Source organism: Oceanicoccus sagamiensis, assembly GCF_002117105.1.
Lineage (GTDB): Bacteria > Pseudomonadota > Gammaproteobacteria > Pseudomonadales > Dasaniaceae > Oceanicoccus > Oceanicoccus sagamiensis.
In genome coordinates this window covers 4,279,830-4,300,790 of record NZ_CP019343.1, presented here as the reverse complement: position 1 = coordinate 4,300,790, position 20,961 = coordinate 4,279,830, and the positions used below count along the sequence as shown (strand labels likewise).

The 20,961-nt window shown below is 48.0% G+C and carries 22 protein-coding genes; 19 read left to right on the top strand and 3 right to left on the bottom strand.

Annotated elements, in window-relative coordinates; translation table 11 throughout:
• Window positions 1-105 precede the first annotated feature (105 nt).
• Window positions 106-2,310, bottom strand: coding sequence for a bifunctional serine/threonine-protein kinase/formylglycine-generating enzyme family protein (locus BST96_RS19545; RefSeq protein ID WP_085760301.1), 2,205 nt, complete (start codon window positions 2,308-2,310; stop codon window positions 106-108).
• Between the two features lie 354 nt (window positions 2,311-2,664).
• On the opposite strand from BST96_RS19545, the gene BST96_RS19540 reads away from it, so the two are divergent.
• From BST96_RS19540 to BST96_RS19525, 4 genes are all read left to right on the top strand, one after another.
• Complete coding sequence (locus BST96_RS19540; RefSeq protein ID WP_085760300.1) at window positions 2,665-3,567, top strand: FHA domain-containing protein; 903 nt, start codon at window positions 2,665-2,667, stop codon at window positions 3,565-3,567.
• 75 nt (window positions 3,568-3,642) lie between these two features.
• Window positions 3,643-4,062: an HIT family protein gene (locus BST96_RS19535; protein ID WP_085760299.1), complete on the top strand. Its 420-nt coding sequence runs from the start codon at window positions 3,643-3,645 to the stop codon at window positions 4,060-4,062.
• 37 nt (window positions 4,063-4,099) lie between these two features.
• Window positions 4,100-4,525 (top strand): DUF4399 domain-containing protein, encoded by a 426-nt coding sequence (locus BST96_RS19530; protein WP_085760298.1) that lies wholly within the window; start codon window positions 4,100-4,102, stop codon window positions 4,523-4,525.
• Window positions 4,526-4,540: 15 nt separating this feature from the next.
• Window positions 4,541-5,323 carry a glutathione S-transferase family protein gene (locus BST96_RS19525; RefSeq protein WP_085760297.1) on the top strand — a complete coding sequence of 261 codons (783 nt, stop codon included), beginning with the start codon at window positions 4,541-4,543 and terminating at the stop codon, window positions 5,321-5,323.
• 29 nt (window positions 5,324-5,352) lie between these two features.
• On the opposite strand, the gene BST96_RS19520 is transcribed toward BST96_RS19525, so the two are convergent.
• Window positions 5,353-5,865, bottom strand: a complete 513-nt coding sequence (locus BST96_RS19520; protein ID WP_085760296.1) for a MarR family winged helix-turn-helix transcriptional regulator — start codon at window positions 5,863-5,865, stop codon at window positions 5,353-5,355.
• Window positions 5,866-6,088: 223 nt separating this feature from the next.
• Here BST96_RS19520 and BST96_RS19515 point away from each other — a divergent pair, with 223 nt between their 5' ends.
• From BST96_RS19515 to csrA, 14 genes are all read left to right on the top strand, one after another.
• Window positions 6,089-6,493: a PaaI family thioesterase gene (locus tag BST96_RS19515; protein ID WP_085760295.1), complete on the top strand. Its 405-nt coding sequence runs from the start codon at window positions 6,089-6,091 to the stop codon at window positions 6,491-6,493.
• Window positions 6,494-6,564: 71 nt separating this feature from the next.
• Window positions 6,565-7,338 carry an exodeoxyribonuclease III gene (locus BST96_RS19510; RefSeq protein ID WP_085760294.1) on the top strand — a complete coding sequence of 258 codons (774 nt, stop codon included), beginning with the start codon at window positions 6,565-6,567 and terminating at the stop codon, window positions 7,336-7,338.
• Window positions 7,339-7,449: 111 nt separating this feature from the next.
• Window positions 7,450-7,779, top strand: a complete 330-nt coding sequence (yajC, locus tag BST96_RS19505; protein ID WP_085760293.1) for a preprotein translocase subunit YajC — start codon at window positions 7,450-7,452, stop codon at window positions 7,777-7,779.
• Window positions 7,780-7,879: 100 nt separating this feature from the next.
• Window positions 7,880-8,893, top strand: coding sequence for a D-cysteine desulfhydrase family protein (locus BST96_RS19500; RefSeq protein WP_206045368.1), 1,014 nt, complete (start codon window positions 7,880-7,882; stop codon window positions 8,891-8,893).
• A gap of 15 nt (window positions 8,894-8,908) precedes the next feature.
• On the top strand, window positions 8,909-10,255 hold the full coding sequence (locus BST96_RS19495; RefSeq protein ID WP_085760291.1) for an alanine/glycine:cation symporter family protein: 1,347 nt from the start codon (window positions 8,909-8,911) through the stop codon (window positions 10,253-10,255).
• A gap of 59 nt (window positions 10,256-10,314) precedes the next feature.
• On the top strand, window positions 10,315-10,452 hold the full coding sequence (locus tag BST96_RS21410; protein WP_338043291.1) for a hypothetical protein: 138 nt from the start codon (window positions 10,315-10,317) through the stop codon (window positions 10,450-10,452).
• 20 nt (window positions 10,453-10,472) lie between these two features.
• Window positions 10,473-11,108, top strand: coding sequence for an ion transporter (locus tag BST96_RS19490; RefSeq protein WP_338043290.1), 636 nt, complete (start codon window positions 10,473-10,475; stop codon window positions 11,106-11,108).
• A gap of 71 nt (window positions 11,109-11,179) precedes the next feature.
• A complete protein-coding gene (locus tag BST96_RS19485) occupies window positions 11,180-12,082 on the top strand; it encodes a 5'-nucleotidase (RefSeq protein WP_085760290.1) in 903 nt (300 codons plus the stop codon).
• Window positions 12,083-12,204: 122 nt separating this feature from the next.
• A complete protein-coding gene (locus tag BST96_RS19480) occupies window positions 12,205-12,711 on the top strand; it encodes a universal stress protein (RefSeq protein WP_085760289.1) in 507 nt (168 codons plus the stop codon).
• 197 nt (window positions 12,712-12,908) lie between these two features.
• Window positions 12,909-13,883, top strand: coding sequence for an HTH-type transcriptional regulator CysB (gene cysB / locus BST96_RS19475; protein WP_085760288.1), 975 nt, complete (start codon window positions 12,909-12,911; stop codon window positions 13,881-13,883).
• Between the two features lie 123 nt (window positions 13,884-14,006).
• Window positions 14,007-14,879, top strand: a complete 873-nt coding sequence (locus BST96_RS19470; protein WP_085760287.1) for a ZIP family metal transporter — start codon at window positions 14,007-14,009, stop codon at window positions 14,877-14,879.
• Between the two features lie 98 nt (window positions 14,880-14,977).
• Complete coding sequence (gene thrH, locus BST96_RS19465; RefSeq protein WP_085760286.1) at window positions 14,978-15,595, top strand: bifunctional phosphoserine phosphatase/homoserine phosphotransferase ThrH; 618 nt, start codon at window positions 14,978-14,980, stop codon at window positions 15,593-15,595.
• An 18-nt stretch (window positions 15,596-15,613) separates the two neighbouring features.
• The gene (locus BST96_RS19460) at window positions 15,614-17,182 is read left to right on the top strand and encodes a response regulator (protein ID WP_085760285.1); all 1,569 of its coding nucleotides are present in this window, start codon (window positions 15,614-15,616) and stop codon (window positions 17,180-17,182) included.
• A gap of 29 nt (window positions 17,183-17,211) precedes the next feature.
• Window positions 17,212-17,400 (top strand): carbon storage regulator CsrA, encoded by a 189-nt coding sequence (gene csrA, locus BST96_RS19455; protein ID WP_085760284.1) that lies wholly within the window; start codon window positions 17,212-17,214, stop codon window positions 17,398-17,400.
• A 1-nt stretch (window position 17,401) separates the two neighbouring features.
• Here the strand turns inward: csrA and pabB are convergent, their stop codons facing one another.
• Window positions 17,402-18,766, bottom strand: coding sequence for an aminodeoxychorismate synthase component I (gene pabB, locus BST96_RS19450; protein ID WP_240554853.1), 1,365 nt, complete (start codon window positions 18,764-18,766; stop codon window positions 17,402-17,404).
• Between the two features lie 454 nt (window positions 18,767-19,220).
• Between pabB and BST96_RS19445 the strand changes: the two genes are divergently transcribed.
• Entirely contained in the window at window positions 19,221-20,954 is a 1,734-nt protein-coding gene (locus BST96_RS19445) for an acyl-CoA carboxylase subunit beta (protein WP_085760283.1), read from the top strand.
• Window positions 20,955-20,961: the final 7 nt, after the last annotated feature.

Sequence of the window (20,961 nt, the reverse complement as noted above, 5' to 3'; positions counted from 1 at the left end):
TCACTATCCAGGCTGTAAGTTGAAGCCTGCGCAGCATAAGTCCGTATTCTTTTCTGTATATCCAATAATTAGGTAACTCTACTTCAAATATTGAATATTGGGAAGCTACAATTCCAACAGCAGTCTTAGCCCCACCGTTTTACTGCCTTGCCCAGCAGCGGTTGTTTTAGTAGAAGTGCTGACTAACAGTTTGATAGTGTCTTGATGGGAGCCGCCAGCGACTAGCGCACTTTTACACAGGCTGCCCTCAGCATCTTGCCATTCAACACAGCCATTTAGCCACTCGGCCACATTGCCCGCAGTATCATAGACACCATAGGGGTTGGCAGCATAGCTGGCCACAGGCGCTGTCTGAGTGCTAAATAGTTTGCTGTATTGGCTTTTACAGCCTCGCTTACAATTGGCCATTTTGCTCTGTGCTTTATCGCCCCACCAGTAAGTTGTGTCCTTACCCCCTGCCGCGGCACGCTGCCATTCTTCTTTGGTGGGCAGACGGTAGTGCTGCCCGGTTTGTTCGCTAAGCCATTGGGCATAGGCTTGGGCGTCGTTATAATTTATACCCACAACCGGGCGCTGATCTCGGCCCCAGTCATAATCTTTAGGCAGACTGCGCTGGGTTTGGCTGGCAAATAGGTCGTACTGTTGAAAGGTGACTTCCTGTTGACTGATGGCAATGGCCTGATTTAGTCGCGGCAGAACAACCATGTTAGGTCCCTCGCTGCCATCGCTAAGTTTATCGTTAATCACTGTTCCCGCTGTTAATAATCGGCGTGTCGGTTTTAGCTTAACCTGACGACTAATATTTTTATTGTTAATACGCAGCCAGATTTTTTTTGGAAAATAATCTTCCGCGCTTACCTGAATATGATAAGCGCCCGGTGGCAATTTTATACCGGCTTTATAAGCAGGTTTAATATTCAGCAGACGAATAGTGGCATCGCTGGGCGTGGTCTTAATAGTTAAGGCGTAGTTAATGATTTCTTTGGGCTTTGCTGCCAAGACCTCTGGTTCTTCAGTTACTGTTGTGGCTGTTGGTGCGGCTTCTATAGTTTTTTCCAGAGAGTCATCGGTGTTTTCTATCGTGTCTTCGATTGAGGATGAAGGAGTAATCTGTTGGTGATTGGCCTTAATATAAGCTTCGCGTAATGTGTCCGGATGTTGCTCATCTAAATAAATAAAAGCAATCAGTCCCAAACTGACCACAGCCACTACCCAGTAAATCCAGTGGGTGCGGGGGCGGATAGCAGGCTGCTCAATAGTATCTTGAATCAAGGGCATATCACCCAGCTCTTCCGGTAAGTCACCGTCGCCGTTATCGAGGATAAAGGTATCGAGATCTTCCATTTGCTTGCGGCTTAGCTGCACGGGCGTATTGGAAAATTTAATATTGGTCAGCATGAGCCGCTTAATCGATAAGCTAATGGTGGTAATCAGGGTGCCAACCAGCGCGCTGGCTATACCGACAACCTGCATCGTCGTTGAGCCAGTTTGGGTCAAATGGTCAGCGCCGCGACTTTGAATGCTCTGCTCAAGTTCATCTAAAGCGGTCATTACTTCTTGTCCCGTTTGGTATCGGGCGTTGGCTTTTTTATCCATCATTTTTTCAATAATGGGCTGGAAGGCTTTTTTATCCGACGGCAGTTTAGGAATAGGGGAGGTCATATGTTTAACGGCAACCGCAACAGGGTCGTCACCGTTAAAAGGTACCTGGCCGGTTAGCATTTCATAAAAGACCACGCCCAGGCTATAAATATCCGCCCGGCCATCCAATTCTTTACCCTGGGCTTGTTCCGGGCTCATATAATTGGGGGTGCCAAGTACTGCGCCAAAGTTCGTCATTTTGACATTGCCCTTTAAGGCCTTGGCAATACCAAAGTCACAGAGCACCGCAGAGCCATCCTGACGAAATAGAATATTGTCCGGCTTGATATCCCGGTGGATATAACCAGCTTCATGGGCATAGTGCAGGGCAGAGGCCATTTCTCGAACAACTTTGATCGCCTCTTCAGTACTAACGCCTTCATCCAGGCGGTCTTGCAATGGAGCTCCTGGCAGGTAATCCATCGCAATATAGTTATAGTGTTTATGGTTGCCGACATCGTAGATAGAGACGATATTGTGATGGGACAGTTGGCCAACAATTTTGGCCTCCCGATAAAAGCGGCTGCCAAAACTGGGGTCACTACTCAGGCTGGGGGACATGACCTTGATCGCCACTTCGCGATCGACGCTCTGCTGGATGGCCAAATACACCGTCGACATGCCACCTTGGCGAATTTTTCGCAGTATGCGATACCCTGGAATCGCCATGCTTAAGCCCCAATAAGCCGTGGCTGAGCTGATAGTGGGCCGATCTGGCAGGGTGTTTTCGCCTTCAATAAAGGAAAAGAGTATGAAAACATGTCAGTTAATTGAGTCATCGGCCTGTCAGAATTGTATAAAAACGGAAAAAACGTCTATTTTTAAATAGCTTAGTACATAATTGTTAACAGTCGGGTGAACTGCTTCAAGGATTATGTGAAAGGGTTAGCAGTTTGGCATTAATGCCCTCCCTGAGTCCGGATATAGCGCTATATACTACTTAAAGAAATAGGTTTTCAGTGTGTTAATAGCGATTAGGAATAAAAAACGCTCTACAGAGATGCCAGGAGTCTCCATTTAGCCATGTTCAAATTACAGTTTAAGGAAAACCCCAACCGCAGTATTTGGCTGGTGGGGGAGAAAATCTGTCTTGGCGGTGACAAAACTAACGACTTGGTGCTGGATGGCCTGGGTATTGATGACTTCCATGCACAAATCCTGATTGCCAGCGACCACCTGATTTTAAAAAGTCAGGCGGGCAGTTGTTATGTGAATGAATTGCCCGTTGATGGTGAGTATCAGTTGGCCGCCAATGACGAATTAAGAATCGGCAAGGAACGGTTGCTGATTATTGATCCCAAGCAGATGCAGGATGCTCAATTAAGCCCGACAGATAGAGTAGAGCCTCAGCAGCAAGAGGTTTCAGGTTGGTCGCTGCTGGCCGAGCACGACAAATTGAAAAGCCGGGACTTTGCCATTAATGGCCGCTGTGTCATTGGGCGTTCGAAAGATTGCGAGTTTTCTATCCCTTATAAATTATTATCCCGTGAGCATGCCGCCCTGTACCTTGAGGACGGGCAGTTGATGGTGGCGGATTTAGGCGCCGCTAATGGCTGCTATGTTAATGGCAATCGTGTTGAGCAGGCCAGCTTAAAGGCCGGTGATAAAGTGGCTTTTGCCAAACTGGCTTTTACTGTGCTTGGCCCTGAAGAAGAGGTGGAGGAAGAAGCTCCCAGCTTAAGCGACGAGCAAATGAATAAAACCATGATTCGTCCTGCCATTGATATGGACGTGGCGTTACAGCGGGCGGAAGAACAGAGCCGAAAACAGGGCGACCTTTCTGTTGAGATTGATATAGCCGAGCCCGCAGCTGAGCCCGCAACCGTGTCATCAGACGGCGACAAGAGCAAAGGCCGCCTGATAGTGCTGGCCTGTGTAGTATTTGCCGCTTTGGCTGCGGGGTGGTGGTTGGCCCCGACTTTTTAGTCCCTGCCTGTTATTAAGTGTTGTCCTTCCCAGAGAACTCGCTAGTATGTGCTTTCCAACTTAAGGGAGAGATTCATGCATCAACTCGACGATTGTATTTTTTGCCAAATTGTCAAAGGTAATGCACCGGCTTATAAAATCCATGAAGATACATTGACCTATACCTTCCTGGATATATTTCCCGCTACGGCGGGGCATTTATTGATTATCACCAAAGAACACTTCAGTGATATTTTTGAAGCCTCACCCGAGGCTCTGGCTCAAGTGGCCAGCAATTCAGTCCGGATAAGCAAAGCCCTGGAGCAAGTGATTAAACCTGATGGCTTAGGGGTTTACCAATTTAATAAAGCCTGCGCAGGGCAAACCGTTTTTCATTATCATATGCATTTGATTCCGCAGTTTGAAGGTAAGGATATCGGTATCCATTCAAAGCAGGCGGGTGATCCAGATGAGCTGGCATCGCTGGCCAAAACATTAACCGCTGCACTGCAATAATTGCTATAACAACAACAATGATTTGGGAGAAACTACCATGAAAATACTATTAATCCGTTCCTTATGGTTGAGCGTTTTTTTTGCTGGCGCATTGTCAGCATCAGAATTGCCGCGTTCAAGTTCACCGGAAGGTGCGCAGGTCTATATTGTCTCTCCTGTAGACGGTGCGGTGGTCAACAGCCCTGTAGATATCGTCTTTGGTTTAAAAGGGATGGGTGTAGCCCCGGCGGGCACCGATAAAGCCAATACCGGTCACCATCATTTATTAGTAGACGGTAAAATGCTGCCGGCGATGGATAAACCCATGGGAGGTGAGGTGACTCACTTTGGTGGTGGCCAGACGGAAACGTCTGTTGAGTTAAGTAGCGGCGTACATACCTTGCAAATTATTCTCGGTGATAAAAACCATATTCCGCATAATCCACCCGTCGTCTCTGAAAAAATCACCATCACAGTTAAGTGATTAAGCCAGTAAACTATGGCCAGTGATATCCAGTTATATGGTTTTGATTGCCCCTTTGTTGAACGCAGCCGTCTGTTGCTTGAATTAAAAGGGGTAAGCTACCAGTACACCAGCGTCAAAGATTTTAATCCGGCGCCCGACTGGTTTTTAACGCTAAACCCTTTGGGTAAAGTCCCGGTATTGATCCATCAGGGCAAAGCTATCTACGAGTCCGCCATTATTAATGAGTATCTGGAAGATATTTTTCCAAGCCCGGCAGCCTTTCCAGTACACCCTGTCGACAAAGCTTTTTGCAGGATCTTAATCGATTATTGCAGCAAGCCATTTATTGCCAATCTTTTTGCGTTACTGATGAATCAAGATCAGGAAAAAACAGAGTCTCTGATGGCAGCCTGCCTGAAAGATTGGCGCTGGTTAAATGCATTTTTACTTGAGCATAATCCGGACGGCGATGTGGCTTTTGGCAGCGGGGAGGGGGACTTTGGCATGGCGGACTTAAGCTATCTGCCGTTCTTTTCTCGTTATGCCGCAGTGGCTTATTACCGGCACTTTGAACTGCCGGACGAGCAAGCTTATGCCCGTGTTAAGCGCTGGCGTGATAGCTGTATGACGCATCCTTTAGCCAAAGCACTAATGATGCCTGAAGAGCATATTATCAAGCTTTACTACAGCCATTCTCAAGGCTGGGGGGCTGGGCGATTACCGCCTAAAGGCCAGCAAAACTCTCTGGACCCAGCGACCCCTTATGAGGACAGACCTATGCCACCAAGGCCGCTCCCGGCCAACATTAATGGCTAAAGTGAAACAGCTGGCTTAGTGATGGTGAACTAAGCGACGTTGATCTGCTGGTCTTTGAGGCCTTGCCAGTTGTCAGGCAGATTACTGATACCCAGTGAGGTGACCGATTTACGCAACACACCTTCCAGATCCAAAATACCTTCATGACCCATCGCGGAAGTATATTCAGCGATGACTTCATCAACAATTTCCATACTGTCGTTTACCAGGGTGACCCCCAGTTCAGTCAATTCAATAATTTTGGCGCGTTTATCGCTTTCATCGACATGGCGTTTTACATAGCCAACCCGTTCCATTTCTTTCACCAGTTTACCCATAGCTTGCTGGGTAATACCGGCTCTGTCTGCCAGTTCGGTCAGCCGGACGGCTTCAAAACCCAAGTTGGAAAACAGTGAGGAATGGGAGCGGCGAATCTTGGTGTGACCACGCTCATGACATTTTTTCAGTGACCGATGCTCAAAGTCTTTAGCTAAATCCACTAGCAGTCGGCTGAGGTTATTAGAGAGCTTTAAGGCGGCATCTATTTTAGGGATTGAATTCATAATGCACTACTCTGGTTGTTGGTTAACAGGCTAAATAAATTCTGTTATGTCAGTATACGTACTTATACGTATTTCTACGTATACGGCTACACCTTATAGACGGATTAATCTAATGTCCACACCTAAGGAAGTTATTTTTTAATCAAGTGCGTATTACTAAACCATTGATATGCAAGGCATTAATCTAAGCTAGTGATAAATAAGGTAAAAGGGGATTATAAATATGGCAGATGAAAGGCAGCTAATAAGCCCTTTTATGGTGCACCTTGGTATTGATATTGTGTCGATGCAGGGTGGTAAGGCCGAGGTGGCAGTCACTCTGCTACCTGAATTATTAAATAGTGGCGGTATGGCCCATGGCGGTTTAATAGCCACTCTGGCCGATGGTGCTGCGGGTGCCGCCGTCTTTAGCGTGATGGCCCGCGATAAAATGGCCGTTACCACTGATTTTAACCTGACCTGCCTGAAATCAACCGCTGCGGGCTTGCTCACGGCAAAAGGTGAGGTTATTCATCAGGGGCGGCGCCTGATCCGTGCCGATGTTGAGGTCTTTAGTGATAGCGACTTAGTAGCCAAGGCCGGTGTTTCCTTTATGGTGATAGAGCGGCCCGTGCCAAGCGAGTCATAAGCCTGTACTATGCGCGCTGAATTTTATCCCTGGACTTTTCTCTGGACCCTATTTTCTCTGGACCCTATATCATGAAAGTAATCACTGTTAATACCAATGGTATTAGAGCTGCAGCTCGCAAAGGATTTTTTGATTGGCTCAAAAAGCAAGAGGCTGATGTCGTCTGTATTCAGGAAACCAAAGCTCAAATTGACCAGCTAACGGACCCGATGTTTCACCCCGAGGGTTACCACTGTTATTACTTTGATGCGGAAAAGAAAGGCTATAGCGGTACCGCTCTCTACTGTAAGCAAAAACCCAAAAAGGTCACTCGTGGATTGGGCTTGGACGTGGCGGATACGCAGGGGCGCTATATTCAGGCGGATTTTGACGGTGTTAGCGTGGCCTCTATCTATTTACCTTCAGGTTCCAGTGGTGATGAAGCCCAGGCCCGTAAAGAAGTGTTTATGGAGCATATTATGGAGCACTTTAAAGCCATGCGTCGCAAGCGCAGGGAGTTTATCTTTTGTGCCGACTGGAATATTTGCCATAAAGAAATCGACCTGAAGAACTGGCGCGGCAATCGTAAAAACTCTGGTTTCTTGCCCCATGAGAGGGAATGGCTAACGTCGCTATTTGACGATGTGGGCTATGTGGATGCCTTCCGTGAGATAAACCAGGAGGAAGATCAATATACCTGGTGGTCAAACCGAGGTCAGGCTTGGGCCAATAATACCGGGTGGCGTTTGGATTACCATGTGGTGACACCGGGGCTGGTGGAGAGTATTCAGTCCGCATCGATTTATAAAGATGAGCGTTTCTCTGATCATGCTCCGTTTATTATGGAATACGATATCGCCTACTAACCTGCAGGGTGGATTACAATCCACCCTAGCTAATGGGCCGGTTGCCACTGGCAGCCAATCCAGTTAAAGTACGCGGCGTTTTTAGTCAGCAATTATATAGAAGGTTATCTCATGAATTTTATCTCTTCAGCCCACGCCCAAGCCGCCGGACAAGCCCCGCAGGAAGCAGGCATTATGCAGCTGGTGTTGATGGTCGGCCTGTTTGTTATGTTCTACTTTATCGCTATCCGTCCACAGCGTAAGCGCCAGAAAGAACATCAGGAGTTAGTCACCAATCTGGCCAAAGGTGATGAAGTGATTACTACCAGTGGTATCCTCGGCAAGATCAATAAGCTCGATGATAACTACCTTACTCTGCAAGTCGCTGACAATGTTGAGCTAAAATTCCAAAAGGCTTCTATCCATGCCGTGTTGCCCAAGGGCACTTTAAAGTCTATCTAAAGGCTAGCCAATACCGGCAACCTCAGGGGAGCCGGTATTGAATCACTCCCATCTTCCGCTAGACTGCTGTTATCGTTCATATATCCGATAGGATTGCTTGATGACATTGACATATCCACCCCGTTTAAAACTGGCACAGACGCCAACGCCCTTACTCCCTTTATCACGCTTGTCCGCAGAGATTGGCGGCCCTCGTATTTGGGTTAAGCGCGATGATATGACGGGCAGTGGGGTCAGTGGCAATAAAATCCGCAAGCTGGAATTTAGTCTGGCCAAGGCTCTGGAAGATGGCTGTGATACCGTGATCACCTGTGGCGGTGTGCAATCCAATCACTGCCGAACCACCGCCTTGCTCTGTGCCCAGCTGGGGTTGCGTTGTCATTTGGTACTGCGTGGCAGTGAACATAGTGAGATCGATGGCAATTTATTACTGGACCGTTTGGTGGGAGCTGATATCAGTTTTTACAGCAATGCAGAATTCCAGCAACGGGGAGATAAGATTTACCAGCACTGGCTTGATCACTATGCCAGCTTGGGCAGTAAGGCCATGGTGATTCCCGTAGGTGCCAGTGATGGGATTGGTTTGTGGGGCTATATCGCAGCCTGTGAAGAGCTTAAAGCCGACTTTGCCCGTGAGCAGATTCAGCCCAGACATATTATCTCGGCAACCGGTTCCGGTGGCACTCAGGGAGGCCTGACCGTAGGCAATGCGCTCTATCAGTTGGGTGCTACGGTTTGGGGGATTAATGTCTGTGATGATGAGCAATATTTCCTGGATAAAGTTGCAGAGGATATTCGTCAATGGCAGCAGTGGTATCCCGCCCATATCGACACGGCGTTTAACTCGGAAGAGTTGGCGATCAATGTTATTGATGGCTATGTGGGGGCCGGTTACGCTCAGGCTTCGGAAGAGGTCTTTGAAATGATTAAACATGTAGCCACACTCGAAGGCTTAATCCTTGATCCGGTTTATACTGGCAAAGCCTTTTACGGTATGCTTGACCAAATTAAGCTGGGTTTATTTGATGATAGCGAGGATATTGTCTTTATTCATACTGGCGGTATTTTTGGTTTATTCCCGCAGCGCGGGCAGCTTAAATTTAACCAACAATAAAAACAGAGAGCCACTATGGAATTTTTAACCAGCACAGTACAAACCCTAAACGGTATTGTTTGGGGCCCGTTAATGTTAATTCTGATTCTCGGCACCGGTTTTTACCTGATGGTTGGCCTTAAGCTTTATCCGTTGCGTAATATAGCCAATGCCTTCCGCCTATTGTTTCGCGGTCGTCACCCGGAAGATAGTCACGATCAAGACCGCGGCCAGATTACTCCCTTTAATGCCTTAATGACGTCACTGTCGGCCACTATTGGTACCGGTAATATTGCCGGAGTTGCCACGGCCATCACCATCGGTGGCCCCGGCGCCTTGTTCTGGATGTGGTGTACCGCCCTGGTGGGTATGGCCACCAAATATGCGGAAGCCGTGTGTGCCGTTCATTACCGCGAAGTGGATCAAGAGGGTAATTACTGCGGTGGCCCGATGTACTACATCAAAAATGGTCTGGGTGAAAAATGGAAATGGCTGGCTGTCGCCTTTGCTTTTTTTGCAGCGATTGCCGGTTTTGGTATGGGTAATACGGTACAGGCCAATTCGGTGGCCGATGTGATGGAGAGTACCTTTTCCATATCGCCTACTATTACTAGTATCGTGATGGTTGTCTTGGTTGGTCTGGTGTTATTAGGGGGGGTAAAACGTATTGCCTCAGTCGCTGGCTTTTTAGTACCGATTATGGCGATCAGTTATATTATTCTGGGTATTATTATTCTAGCCTTAAATATTGCCGATATTCCTGCTGCGATTGCCTTGATTGTTGAAAGTGCCTTTACCGGTACCGCCGCCCAAGGTGGTTTTGCGGGTGCGGGTATTATGCTGGCTATTCAATTTGGTGTAGCCCGTGGTGTATTTTCCAATGAGGCCGGTTTGGGAAGTGCGCCTATTGCTCATGCCGCCGCACAAACCGATAACCCCGTTAAGCAAGGCACCATCGCTATGCTGGGTACCTTTATTGATACCTTAATTGTTTGTAGTATCACCGGCCTTGCCATCGTGATCACTGGTCTGTGGACCACGGGGGAGGGTGGGGCGTCGCTTACCGCAGCAGCCTTTTCTTCAGTGATTCCCAAAGGGGATGTGCTGGTATCAATAGGCTTATGCTTTTTTGCCTTTACCACCATTCTTGGTTGGAGCTATTATGGCGAGCGTTGCGCTGTTTACCTGTTTGGTACCAGAGCATTAGTGCCTTTCCGGGTGTTATGGGTCGCAGCTATTCCTTTAGGGGCCATGGCACAGCTTAATTTTATCTGGCTACTGGCCGATACCTTGAACGCTTTGATGGCCGTTCCTAACCTGATCGCTTTGTTATTACTAAGCCCGGTTATTTTTAAACTGACCAAAGAGGCCCGCGCTCAATAATCTGTCGGGTGGATAAATCTCCTTTTATCCACCCACTTTCACCGAGTAGTTACTATCCTATGTCATCTGTATCATTCCAAAACACCTTTCTAAAAGTTCGTAGCAATAAAGCCTTTGAAATATTTGTTGTCTCGGTGATTATATTTTCTGCACTGGTTATCGGTGCAAAAACTTACGATATTTCCCCACCGCCTTAACGATTATTTCCTGGCTGGATATGGCCATTACCCTGTTTTTCCTACTGGAAATTAGCGTAAGGTTTTTAGCCGAAGAAAAGAAAAGCCACTTCTGGCGCAGCGGCTGGAATATTTTTGATACCTTAATCGTTATTATCAGTCTGGTCCCTATAGAAAACAGTGAGATGGCCCTGGTAGGGCGGCTGGTAAGAATTTTCCGTGTACTGCGGATGGTCTCAGTAATCCCTGAATTGCGCATGCTACTAAACTCACTGCTAACCGCTTTGCCGCAGCTGGGCTATGTGGTGCTGCTAATGTTTATTATCTTTTATATCTACGGTGCCTTTGGCGCCATTATGTTTGCCGAGATCAACCCGGTATTGTGGGGTGATATCAGTATCTCCATGCTAACGCTATTCAGGGTGATGACCTTTGAGGATTGGACCGATGTGATGTATGAGACGATGGTCGTCTACCCCTTAAGCTGGTCATATTTTATGAGTTTTATTTTTCTGACAGCGTTTGCATTTTTAAATATGGTGATTGGCATTGTGGTCAGTGTGGTTGAAGAAGAACATCAGCGTATTAAGCAGGAAACCCACCCGGAACCGACCATGCAGGATTTGCAGGATCAAATTATTGAGCTGAAAACGCTGCTGACAGAACAAAAAAAATAAACGCTCTGTAGTTTGTTTTATTGGCCGCATTTTGTATAGTGGCCTTTGACTTTACACCGATTGGATTCTCTATGCCCTCAGGTTTTGGAAACAAACTGGTTATTGCCATCTCTTCTCGCGCCTTATTTAACCTGGATGATAGTCACCAGGTTTATCAGGATGAGGGACTGGCCGCCTATGCCCAGTACCAAATTGACCGCGAAGATGAGGTGCTTAAACCCGGTGAAGCCTTCCCCATGGTGCAAAAGTTACTGCGCATTAATGACCGTCTGGAAGGGGAGCCGCGAGTAGAGGTGTTATTGCTGTCGCGCAATAGCGCAGATACCGGCCTTCGGGTATTTAACTCTATTGAGCATTACGGCTTAAAAATTACCCGTGCTGCCTTTAGTGGTGGTGAGAGCCCTTACCGTTATGTATCGGCCTTTGGCTGTCATTTGTTTTTATCCACCGATGCTGAGGATGTTCGCTCTGCGTTGGAAAACGGGGTGGCCGCTGCCACCTTAATGTCCTCATCATCGCCACAGGGTGATGATGGTTCACCGTTAAAATTTGCCTTTGATGGTGATGCGGTATTGTTCTCTGATGAGTCCGAGCAGATTTATAAATCCAGAGGCCTCGAAGCGTTTACTGAAAATGAAAAATCTTCCGCTAAGCAGCCTATGACCGGTGGGCCTTTTAAGGCCTTTCTATCAGCTCTGCATGGTTTACAAACTGAATTCGGACCCACTGAGTCGCCTATTCGAACCGCACTGGTAACGGCGCGCTCGGCCCCGGCCCATGAGCGTGTTATCAGAACCCTGCGCGCCTGGAATATCCGTATCGATGAGTCCTTGTTTTTAGGGGGGCTGGAGAAGGGTGAGTTCCTTAAAGCGTATGGGGCTGATGTCTTCTTTGATGACCAAAAGCTGCATTGCGACTCAGCCGGTCAGCATGTTGCTACCGGGCATGTCCCCCATGGTGTGGCCAATAATTAAGCCTAATTTAGACCTCCCTCACACTTTACTATATCCCGAACTGTCAGTGCTCTATTAGCTGCTATATTGAGTGTTCATCGTGCTATGCACGTTGGCTTTACTGACTTCAGGTGTTGTTGTATATGATCCAAACCATCCTATTTGCTACCGATATGGGGCTTCATACCCATTATCTCCTGCACCATGTTAATAACCTGGCTTCGCAATATGACGCCAAGGTGATTGTGGTACATGCTATGGAGCCACCGGGGCACCTTGGGGATGCGGTGGTAGAAAGCTACCTCTGTGATGAGACCAGAGAGGAGTTTAAGCAAGAGGGGATTAGCCGCATTATTGATGGCGTTAAATCCCGTATTGTCGATGTATTGGAAGACGAATTTATTGATGGCCAGCAGGGCCTGTCTAAAATCCGTGATGTCCGTGTTATCCCCGGTAAGCCAGTGGAAGTGATTATGTCTCAGGCCACCGAATGCAGTGCTGATATGCTGATACTAGGCAGCCATGGGGATGAGACTACCAGTGCCAATATGCTGGGCTCAGTCACTTCCAGAATTTTGCAAATGTCCCGGGTGCCGGTCTATATGGTCCCTCTGGTACGCAATATCATGACCCACGCCAAAGCCAGCTAAACCTCCTGCCAGCTGGGCTTCGCAATTGCTTTTAAAACTTTTATACTGATTTCAACTTAAATTAGGCGAAATTGGTTATATGGGCTATTGTTTTTATAGAAGATCAAAAACCTATAAAGCATGGGCTCCCCCCTTACTTTAAGTTATTAAAATAAACCGTTGAAATCTATAGATAAACACGCCATCCGGAGGGCTGTATGAAGCTTCAGCAATTACGCTATATCTGGGAAGTTGCACACCATGATCTTAATGTGTCGGCAACGGCTCAAAGTTTATATACCTCTCAACCCGGCATCAGTAAGCAAATTCGATTGCTGGAAGATGAGTTGGGCGTTGAGATATTTTCACGCAGTGGTAAGCATCTTACCCGCGTCACACCTGCCGGCGAGGCCATCTTAAAAACAGCGGGTGAGATTCTGCGTAAGGTAGAGAGTATCAAGCAGGTTGCCCAGGAGTTTAGCAACGAGAAAAAGGGCAGTTTGTCGATTGCCACGACCCACACTCAGGCTCGTTACGCTTTACCCGACACCATTCAGAACTTTATTGAAGAGTACCCGGATGTCTCTTTGCATATGCATCAAGGTACGCCCATGCAGATTTCTGAGTTGGCGGCTGATGGCACGGTTGATTTTGCCATTGCCACAGAAGCCTTAGAATTGTTCAGTGACTTGATTATGATGCCCTGTTACAAATGGGACCGCGCGATTATCGTGCCCAAAGATCATGCCCTGGCACAGAAATCAGAGCTAACGTTGGAAGATATTGCCGCTCACCCGATAGTGACTTATGTCTTTGGTTTTACCGGTCGTTCTAAATTGGATGAAGCCTTTATCGAAAAAGGGCTTGCGCCTAAAGTGGTGTTTACCGCTGCCGATGCGGATGTTATCAAAACCTATGTGCGCTTAGGTCTGGGTATTGGGATTGTTGCCAAGATGGCTTATGACCCCGAGCTTGATAGTGATTTGGTCGCTCTGGATGCCAGTCATCTATTTGAAAGCAGTATTACCAAAATTGGTTTCCGCCGCGGTACGTTCCTGCGGGGCTTTATGTTCGACTTTATCGAGCAGTTTGCGCCGCATTTAACCAAGGAAGTGGTGGAGGAGGCCTACCAGCGCCATACCAAGCTGGAATTGGATGAGCTATTCCAGCATATTGAGTTGCCTGTCTATTAGCCCCCCTATAGCCGTACGGTCATTCCCGTCTTCACAGGAATGGCCGTCTAATGTCTAAATAACACCCTGCAGCGCTGGAATAAAATTTCTGCCTGACGGCTTTCTCGTTTACAATCCGCGCCCATGACTGCATACACCCTATTAGCCCTATATTCCGCCATTATTATTTTTGTCTCCCTGTTGGGCGGCTGGTTACCCACCAGAGTAAAGCTGACCCATACCGGTACGCAGGTGATGATGAGCTTTGTCGCCGGTTTAATGCTGGGCATCGCCTTCTATCATTTGCTGCCCCACGCAATTTTTACCTTGCCCGAAGAGGGTGGCGTAGACACTGCGGTATGGTGGCTGATGATTGGCTTGCTGTTTATGTTTGTATTACTGCGCGCTTTTCATTTTCATAACCACGGCCCGCAAGAAGATGACCACCACCACGGGCATGATCATGGCCACCAGAGCCCCAGCTCGATCAGTTGGGCAGGTGTGGCGCTGGGCCTTGCCGTGCATACCCTGATTGATGGTGTGGCTTTGGGGGCGGCTATTCAGGCGGGAGTAATGGAGGATGCACCTCTGGGATTGTTGGGGCTGGGTGTATTTGTGGCTATTGCACTGCATAAACCCCTGGATGCCATGTCGATTACTTCACTCATGATTGCTGGTGGCTGGAGTGCAAAGTCCCGCTTTATGGTCAACGCCCTGTTTTCAGTGATGTGTCCGCTAGGTGCGCTATTATTTTTTGTGGGTGTGGAGCAGTTTGATACGGATACCTCTATGATAGTTGGGGTGGCGCTGGCCTTCTCCGCGGGGGTATTTATCTGTATTTCCCTAAGTGATTTACTCCCTGAGGTGCAGTTTCATTCCCATGACCGTGCCAAGCTCACCATCGCCTTGCTGATAGGGATTATCACCGCTTACGGTATCGGTTTGTTAGAGCCTGGGCATGCCCATCAGGATCATGGTGATCATCAGGCTCAGCAGCATGGTGAAGCGCACCCCTAAGCCCCCTAAGCCTGCCTCGGCGTTGCGAAGCGCTGCTTTTCCCTGTAGATTGTCCCGCCGAAAGTATCACTATCACAATTAATAGCCTGGAGTTCACTGTGGAATTAGCTTGTCTGGATTTGGAAGGGGTTTTAATCCCTGAGGTATGGATTAACTTTGCCGAAAAGACCGGTATTGAAGAGTTGAAACGTACCACTCGCGATGAGCCTGATTACGATGTGTTAATGAAATACCGCCTCGATATCCTGAATAAGCATGGCTACGGTATTGATGATATTCAGGCTGTTATTGCCACCCTTGAGCCGATGGAAGGCGCGTTGGAGTTTTTAAATTGGCTACGTGAGCGTTTTCAGGTAGTTATTCTATCGGATACCTTTTACGAATTCGGTATGCCCTTTATGAAGCAGTTGGGCTATCCCACCTTGCTTTGCCATAAATTGGAAGTCGATGAAAACGGCAAAGTGGTTAATTATAAGTTGCGGCAGGCCAACCCAAAGCGTCAGGCAGTGATTGGTTTTCACTCCATGTATTACCGGACTATTGCCACCGGTGATTCTTATAACGACACCACTATGTTGGCGGAAGCCCATGCCGGTATCTTGTTTAAAGCCCCGGATAATGTGATCGCTGAATTTCCCCAGTTCCCAGCGGTGCATAGCTATGAAGACCTGAAAAAAGAATTTATCAAAGCGAGTGAGCGCAACCTTAGCCTCTAACCGTGAGGGTATTAGCTTATGACTGATGATTCAGACGACCCGTCTTTGCGTCGTGAATTAGAGCGGCTTAAAGCTGAAAACCAACGCCTTCGTCATCAGGTTAGTTATGAGCGCCAGGGCTTTGAGACCTTTATGGAAAATAGCCCGATGACGGCATTCTATAAAGATGCTGATGGCCGCCTGCTCTATATTAATTCCACCTTTATTGAAGCTTTTGGTTTTGAACACCGTGACTGGCAGGGTAAAACCGACTTTGAACTGTGGGATGAAGAGACGGCAACCGTTCTGCGGGAAAATGATTGCCGGATTTTGGAATCCGGGCAGTTAGAGGCGGTAGAGGAACAAGTGCAGCGCCCTCATGGTGTTGAGCACTGGATGACCCATAAGTTTTGCTTTGTTGATAGCGAAGGCAATAAGTATCTCGGTGGTATGGGGGTCAATATTACCCAGCAAAAAGTCAATGACCAGTTACTGCGTCAGGCTAAAGAGCGGGCCGAACAATCCAGTAAAGAAAAATCTGAATTTCTATCACTGGTCAGCCATGAATTAAGAACCCCTTTGCACTCTATTTTATCGTCTTCGGAACTATGGTCCGACCAGGAAAGCGTGTTCGACCAAAACGAATTATTGGGTTATGTCAGTCTTGGTGCCGCCCGATTAAGATCACAGGTTGATAACCTGGTGCTACTGGCTGAGACGGATAGTAAGGAGTTGGTGGCGGGGCAGTTTGAATTTGAGATTGTGCCCCTGATTGAGCGTATTAGTAGTTGTGTGACTGGCTTGGTTAACCAGGGGGTGGACTATAGTATCCACTATGACAAAAGTTTACCGGATCGTTACTGTGGTGACCCCTATTTGCTGGAGCATATGGTCCGTGTGGTCTTGGAAAATGCCTGCAAATATACCGACCAGGGTTTTGTTAGATTAACTATTGAGTGGGATCAACAACGCGAAAGGCTGGAATTTACCATCACCGATAGCGGCCATGGTATGAGCAGGGAGCAGCAAACCAAAATCTATAACCATGTTGTGGTTATTAGTCGAGGGCTGAATCGTGAGTCTGAAGGCATGGGGCTGGGCCTAACCGTCTGTTACCGTTTGAGTGAGCTACTGGATGCCGATCTGATTATTAATTCCCACCCAGGCAAGGGCACAGAGATTGTTCTCGGTGTGCCTTTATCGGTAGCCGGGCAGCAGGCGCCCTCTAACCAGAAGACTAAGTCTGCAAGCAGCCATGTACTGGTGGTTGAAGATAATAGTGTTAATGCCAAAGTGCTAGGCAAAATAATCTGTAAATTTGGTGCGGAATTTACCATTGTAAACTCCGGTAACGAGGCGCTGTTACTGCTAGAAAACAAGGTCTTTGATCTGATTTTAATGGACCTGCAAATGCCGATTATGGATGGTGTTACCACCACCCGCTGGATTCGCCAGCGTGGTATTAATACCCCGATTGTTGCCGTAACCTGTAATAGTGAGCTGGCAATCAGGCAGCGATGCATGCAAAATGGGATGAACGACTTTCTGGTAAAGCCAGTGAGGCAGCAAGATATATTGAGAGTATTTGAACGGCAGAATATCTTATAAATAATGATAATAGAAAAGGTAGATAAGCCATGCTAATTTTAACGCGAAGAATTGGTGAGACCTTAATGATTGGTGATGATGTCAGTGTCACCGTACTGGGGGTGAAGGGAAGCCAGGTGCGTTTAGGTATCGATGCCCCACAGGAAGTCTCGGTTCACCGTGAAGAGATTTATCAGCGTATCCAGCAGGAAAAACAAGAACTTGGCGGTAACCGCTAAGCTAACGGGCTTTATTGGGTTGCTCTAGGGTGGCCAGCAAGCGCCCAACCTTGGTCATACACTCCTGATATTCACCTTCGCATTGGGAGTCTGCAACAATACCGCCGCCAGCCCAACAGTGGATCTTATCGTCCTCACAGACCATAGTGCGTATCGCAATATTGGTGTCCATCTGGCCATCACAGCTAATATAACCGATAGCTCCGCAATAGACCGATCGGCGGTGGGGTTCCAGTTCTTCGATAATCTCCATGGCGCGAATTTTGGGGGCGCCGGTAATTGAGCCACCCGGAAAGCAGCCTGCCAATAAATCCAGCGCATCCTTATCGGGGGATAATTGTCCACGGATAGTGCTTACCAAATGATGTACGGTCTCAAAGCTTTGTAATTCAAATAGCTCATCTACCTGAATGCTGCCAGGTTCGCAGGATTTGCCCAAATCATTACGCAGCAAATCCACAATCATCAGGTTCTCGGCACGGTCTTTGGCGCTATTAAGTAATTGCTGGGCCAGGCCTTCGTCCTCCACTCGGCTTTGCCCGCGGCCAATGGTGCCCTTAATGGGGGAGGTGGTGACCCGTCGGTTACTACTATGCAGCAGGCGCTCAGGTGAGAGGCTTAAAATGGTGCTATCGGCCTGCTGGATATAGGCCGAGAAAGGGGCGGCAGCAGTTTGTCGCAGTGCCAGATAGGCGTCCCAGGGGTGGCCGCTATACTCGGCGCTAAAGCGCTGGGCCAAATTGATCTGGTAGCAGTCCCCAGACTCGATATAGCGCTGCACCTGAGAATAGGCTGCTGAATACTCGGTTTTAGTCATATTGCTCTGGAAGTCGGTTTTCAGGCTAAAGCGGTCCAAAGCAGGTATTTGGCCAGCCTTAAGGCGGCTGCGTATTTCTTGCAGCAGGCTGGCATCAGTACTGGGGTGGGCTACCAGTAATGCGCGTTGCTGGCGGTGGTCAATAATCACCGCCCAGCTGTAAATACCGATACTGGCATCAGCCAGCGATAAATCCTTAAGGGCGTGTTTGGGCAAGGTTTCCAGTTGCCGGCCCAGGTCATAGCCAAAATACCCCAGAGCGCCGCCGACAAAGGGTAGGTGGTAGTCATTATTGATACTGGGAGTTAGCGCGTTAAGGGCCTGCTTTATATCGCTAAAAAAATCATAACTATCTGAATTTGTTGCTTTTTCTTTTTTTGGCTGGAGAGTCGATAAAGGCTGTGCGCTGAAAATATCATAGCGCCCCCGGGCAGAAAAAGCCGCTGCACTATCGAGGTAAACCGGTTGCTCCATATCGAGAAAACGCGCGAATAAGAGGGCTGAATCCACCTGATAGGGAAGTTCCTCAATCGTGAGTTGATAGGTCACAGTTAGGTCTCGTTTGCAGTGCCGAATAACAGCTTGGCCAAGGGCGCCGATTGTAAGGTTATTGCGGCCCTAAAAGCCAGTATTATCTACCTTTGATCAATGACTTAGGGACCTTTAAGCCATTGATAATGACCGGTTTTTACATTGACATAGGCCGCTTATGCAATTACATTATGCGGCCGTTTGATCGCCTCTTTTGGGGCCTGTAAGCCAGTGCTAAAAAGCCTGCCTAAAGCCAGTGTTATAAACCGGTATTTGAATGTTCTGAGGGGAGCATCCGGGGACTAACAGGCTATCAAAGATCAACCTAATAACGTTGCACTGCCAGCAGTCAGCAGCGGATTCCCCTTTGAGGCTATGCCTCCAAAATAATGGCAACCGTGCTACGGACTTAAGCACGGGCCGAACTTATATAAATACATAAAGCAATCGGAAACGTTGAGACACTATCTCTATGACTAATGACGCGCAAGTAAGCCCAACACTGGCCAACCCTTTTGAAGAAACCCAGGACCACGAATTTACCGTCCCCGGCCAAATTAATTACGAACCCGGTTTGTATGAACAAACCCTGCAGTCCGGTCAGGATTTACTGGACCGCCCCAAGACCGCGGCGGGTGTTGTTAGCACTGAAAAGCAGCACCTGAAAAATCGTATGACGGTTTGGGAGCGTTTAGAGGTTCTTGCTGATAGCGGCACCGAGCCCACCATACTGTTTCAAAACTGGGGCCCCAACCTGGACGGTGCTTCATTGGTGACAGCGATTCTAAAAGTGAATGGGCGCGATGTTGCTGTATACGGCCATGACTTTACTGTTCGTGCCGGTTCAATGGACGCCACTAACGGTAAAAAGCTGGCGCGTTTATTTGAGTTGGCGGGCAAACGAAAAATTCCATTAGTCGGCATGAATGACAGTGCCGGTGCTTATGTTCCCGCCGGTGTAGGTGGTCTGGATGGTTATGCTGAAGCCTTTACCGGTCTGCGTAAAATCAGCGGTGTAGTCCCCTCGATTATGTGTATGTTTGGTTTTAACGCCGGTGGTGGTTCTTACCTGCCGCGTCAGGGTAGTTTCGTTATCCAGCCTAATGATACGTTCTTTGGTCTAACGGGGCCGGGTGTTGTTAAATCGGTACTGGGTGAAGATGTAACCCCTGACGAGTTAGGTGGCCCCGGTGTTCACAGCCAAACTGGCGTGACAGACTTTGTTGTTCCTGATGAAGTGGCCGCTTTACAGAAAGTAAAACAGTTACTGAATTACCTGCCAGCAAACAACGCAGAATTGGCACCATTCCAGCCAACCTCTGACCCTGTCGATCGTAAAACCTGGGATATCGATATTCTATTGCGTAAAGCCTTTAACTCGCCCACCGGTTTTAACACGCCGCTGGATATCAGCATTCTGATTCAGCAGTTATGTGACCACGGCGATTATTTTGAAATTCAGCCCGAACGCGCCCGTAACACCATCTGTGCCTTAGGTCGTATGGGCGGCAACGTTATCGGTTTTGTAGCTAACAACTCCGCTGTGGGGTCAGGCCAAATTGATATTGATGCAGCTTATAAAAATGCCCGCTTTATCCGTTTCTGTAACCTCTACAACATTCCCATTATCTTTATGGAAGACACTACTGGCTTCTTACCGGGTCGTGAGCAAGAAGGTAACGGTATTGTGCAAGCTGGTCGCGCCATGCTGGATGCAATTGTTGATTTGCGCACCCCGCGTTTCTTATTGCTAGTACGTAACGCCTTCGGTGGTGCTTACGCTTCATATAACAACTACCCAACCGGTGCTGACTTTGTTGTGGCGCTGCCAACTACCCGTGCTGCGGTCATGGGGCCTGCCGGTGTTGAGTTTGTTTATAAAAAAGAACTGCGTGAAATTCGCGGTTCAGTGGCCAAGCGTGTAGCGGCTGCTACCCAAGAGCAAGTTAATAACGGTATGTCAGAAGCCGAAGCCAAAGAAGCAGCCGAAGTACAAGTGGCTGACTGGCAGAAACAGGAAGAAGCGGTACTGGTTGCCCGTTATGAAAAAGAATTGATGAACCCGAATGAGGCATTAAGCCTTGGGTCTATCTCACAAATTGTTATGCCAAGCGATTTGCGCAAGGTATTGGCTGAAAATATGGCGTTCCATTTGGAACACTATAACGCAGAGCCGTTGAATGCTGTTCAACGTGAGTTCTTTTAATTAAGCG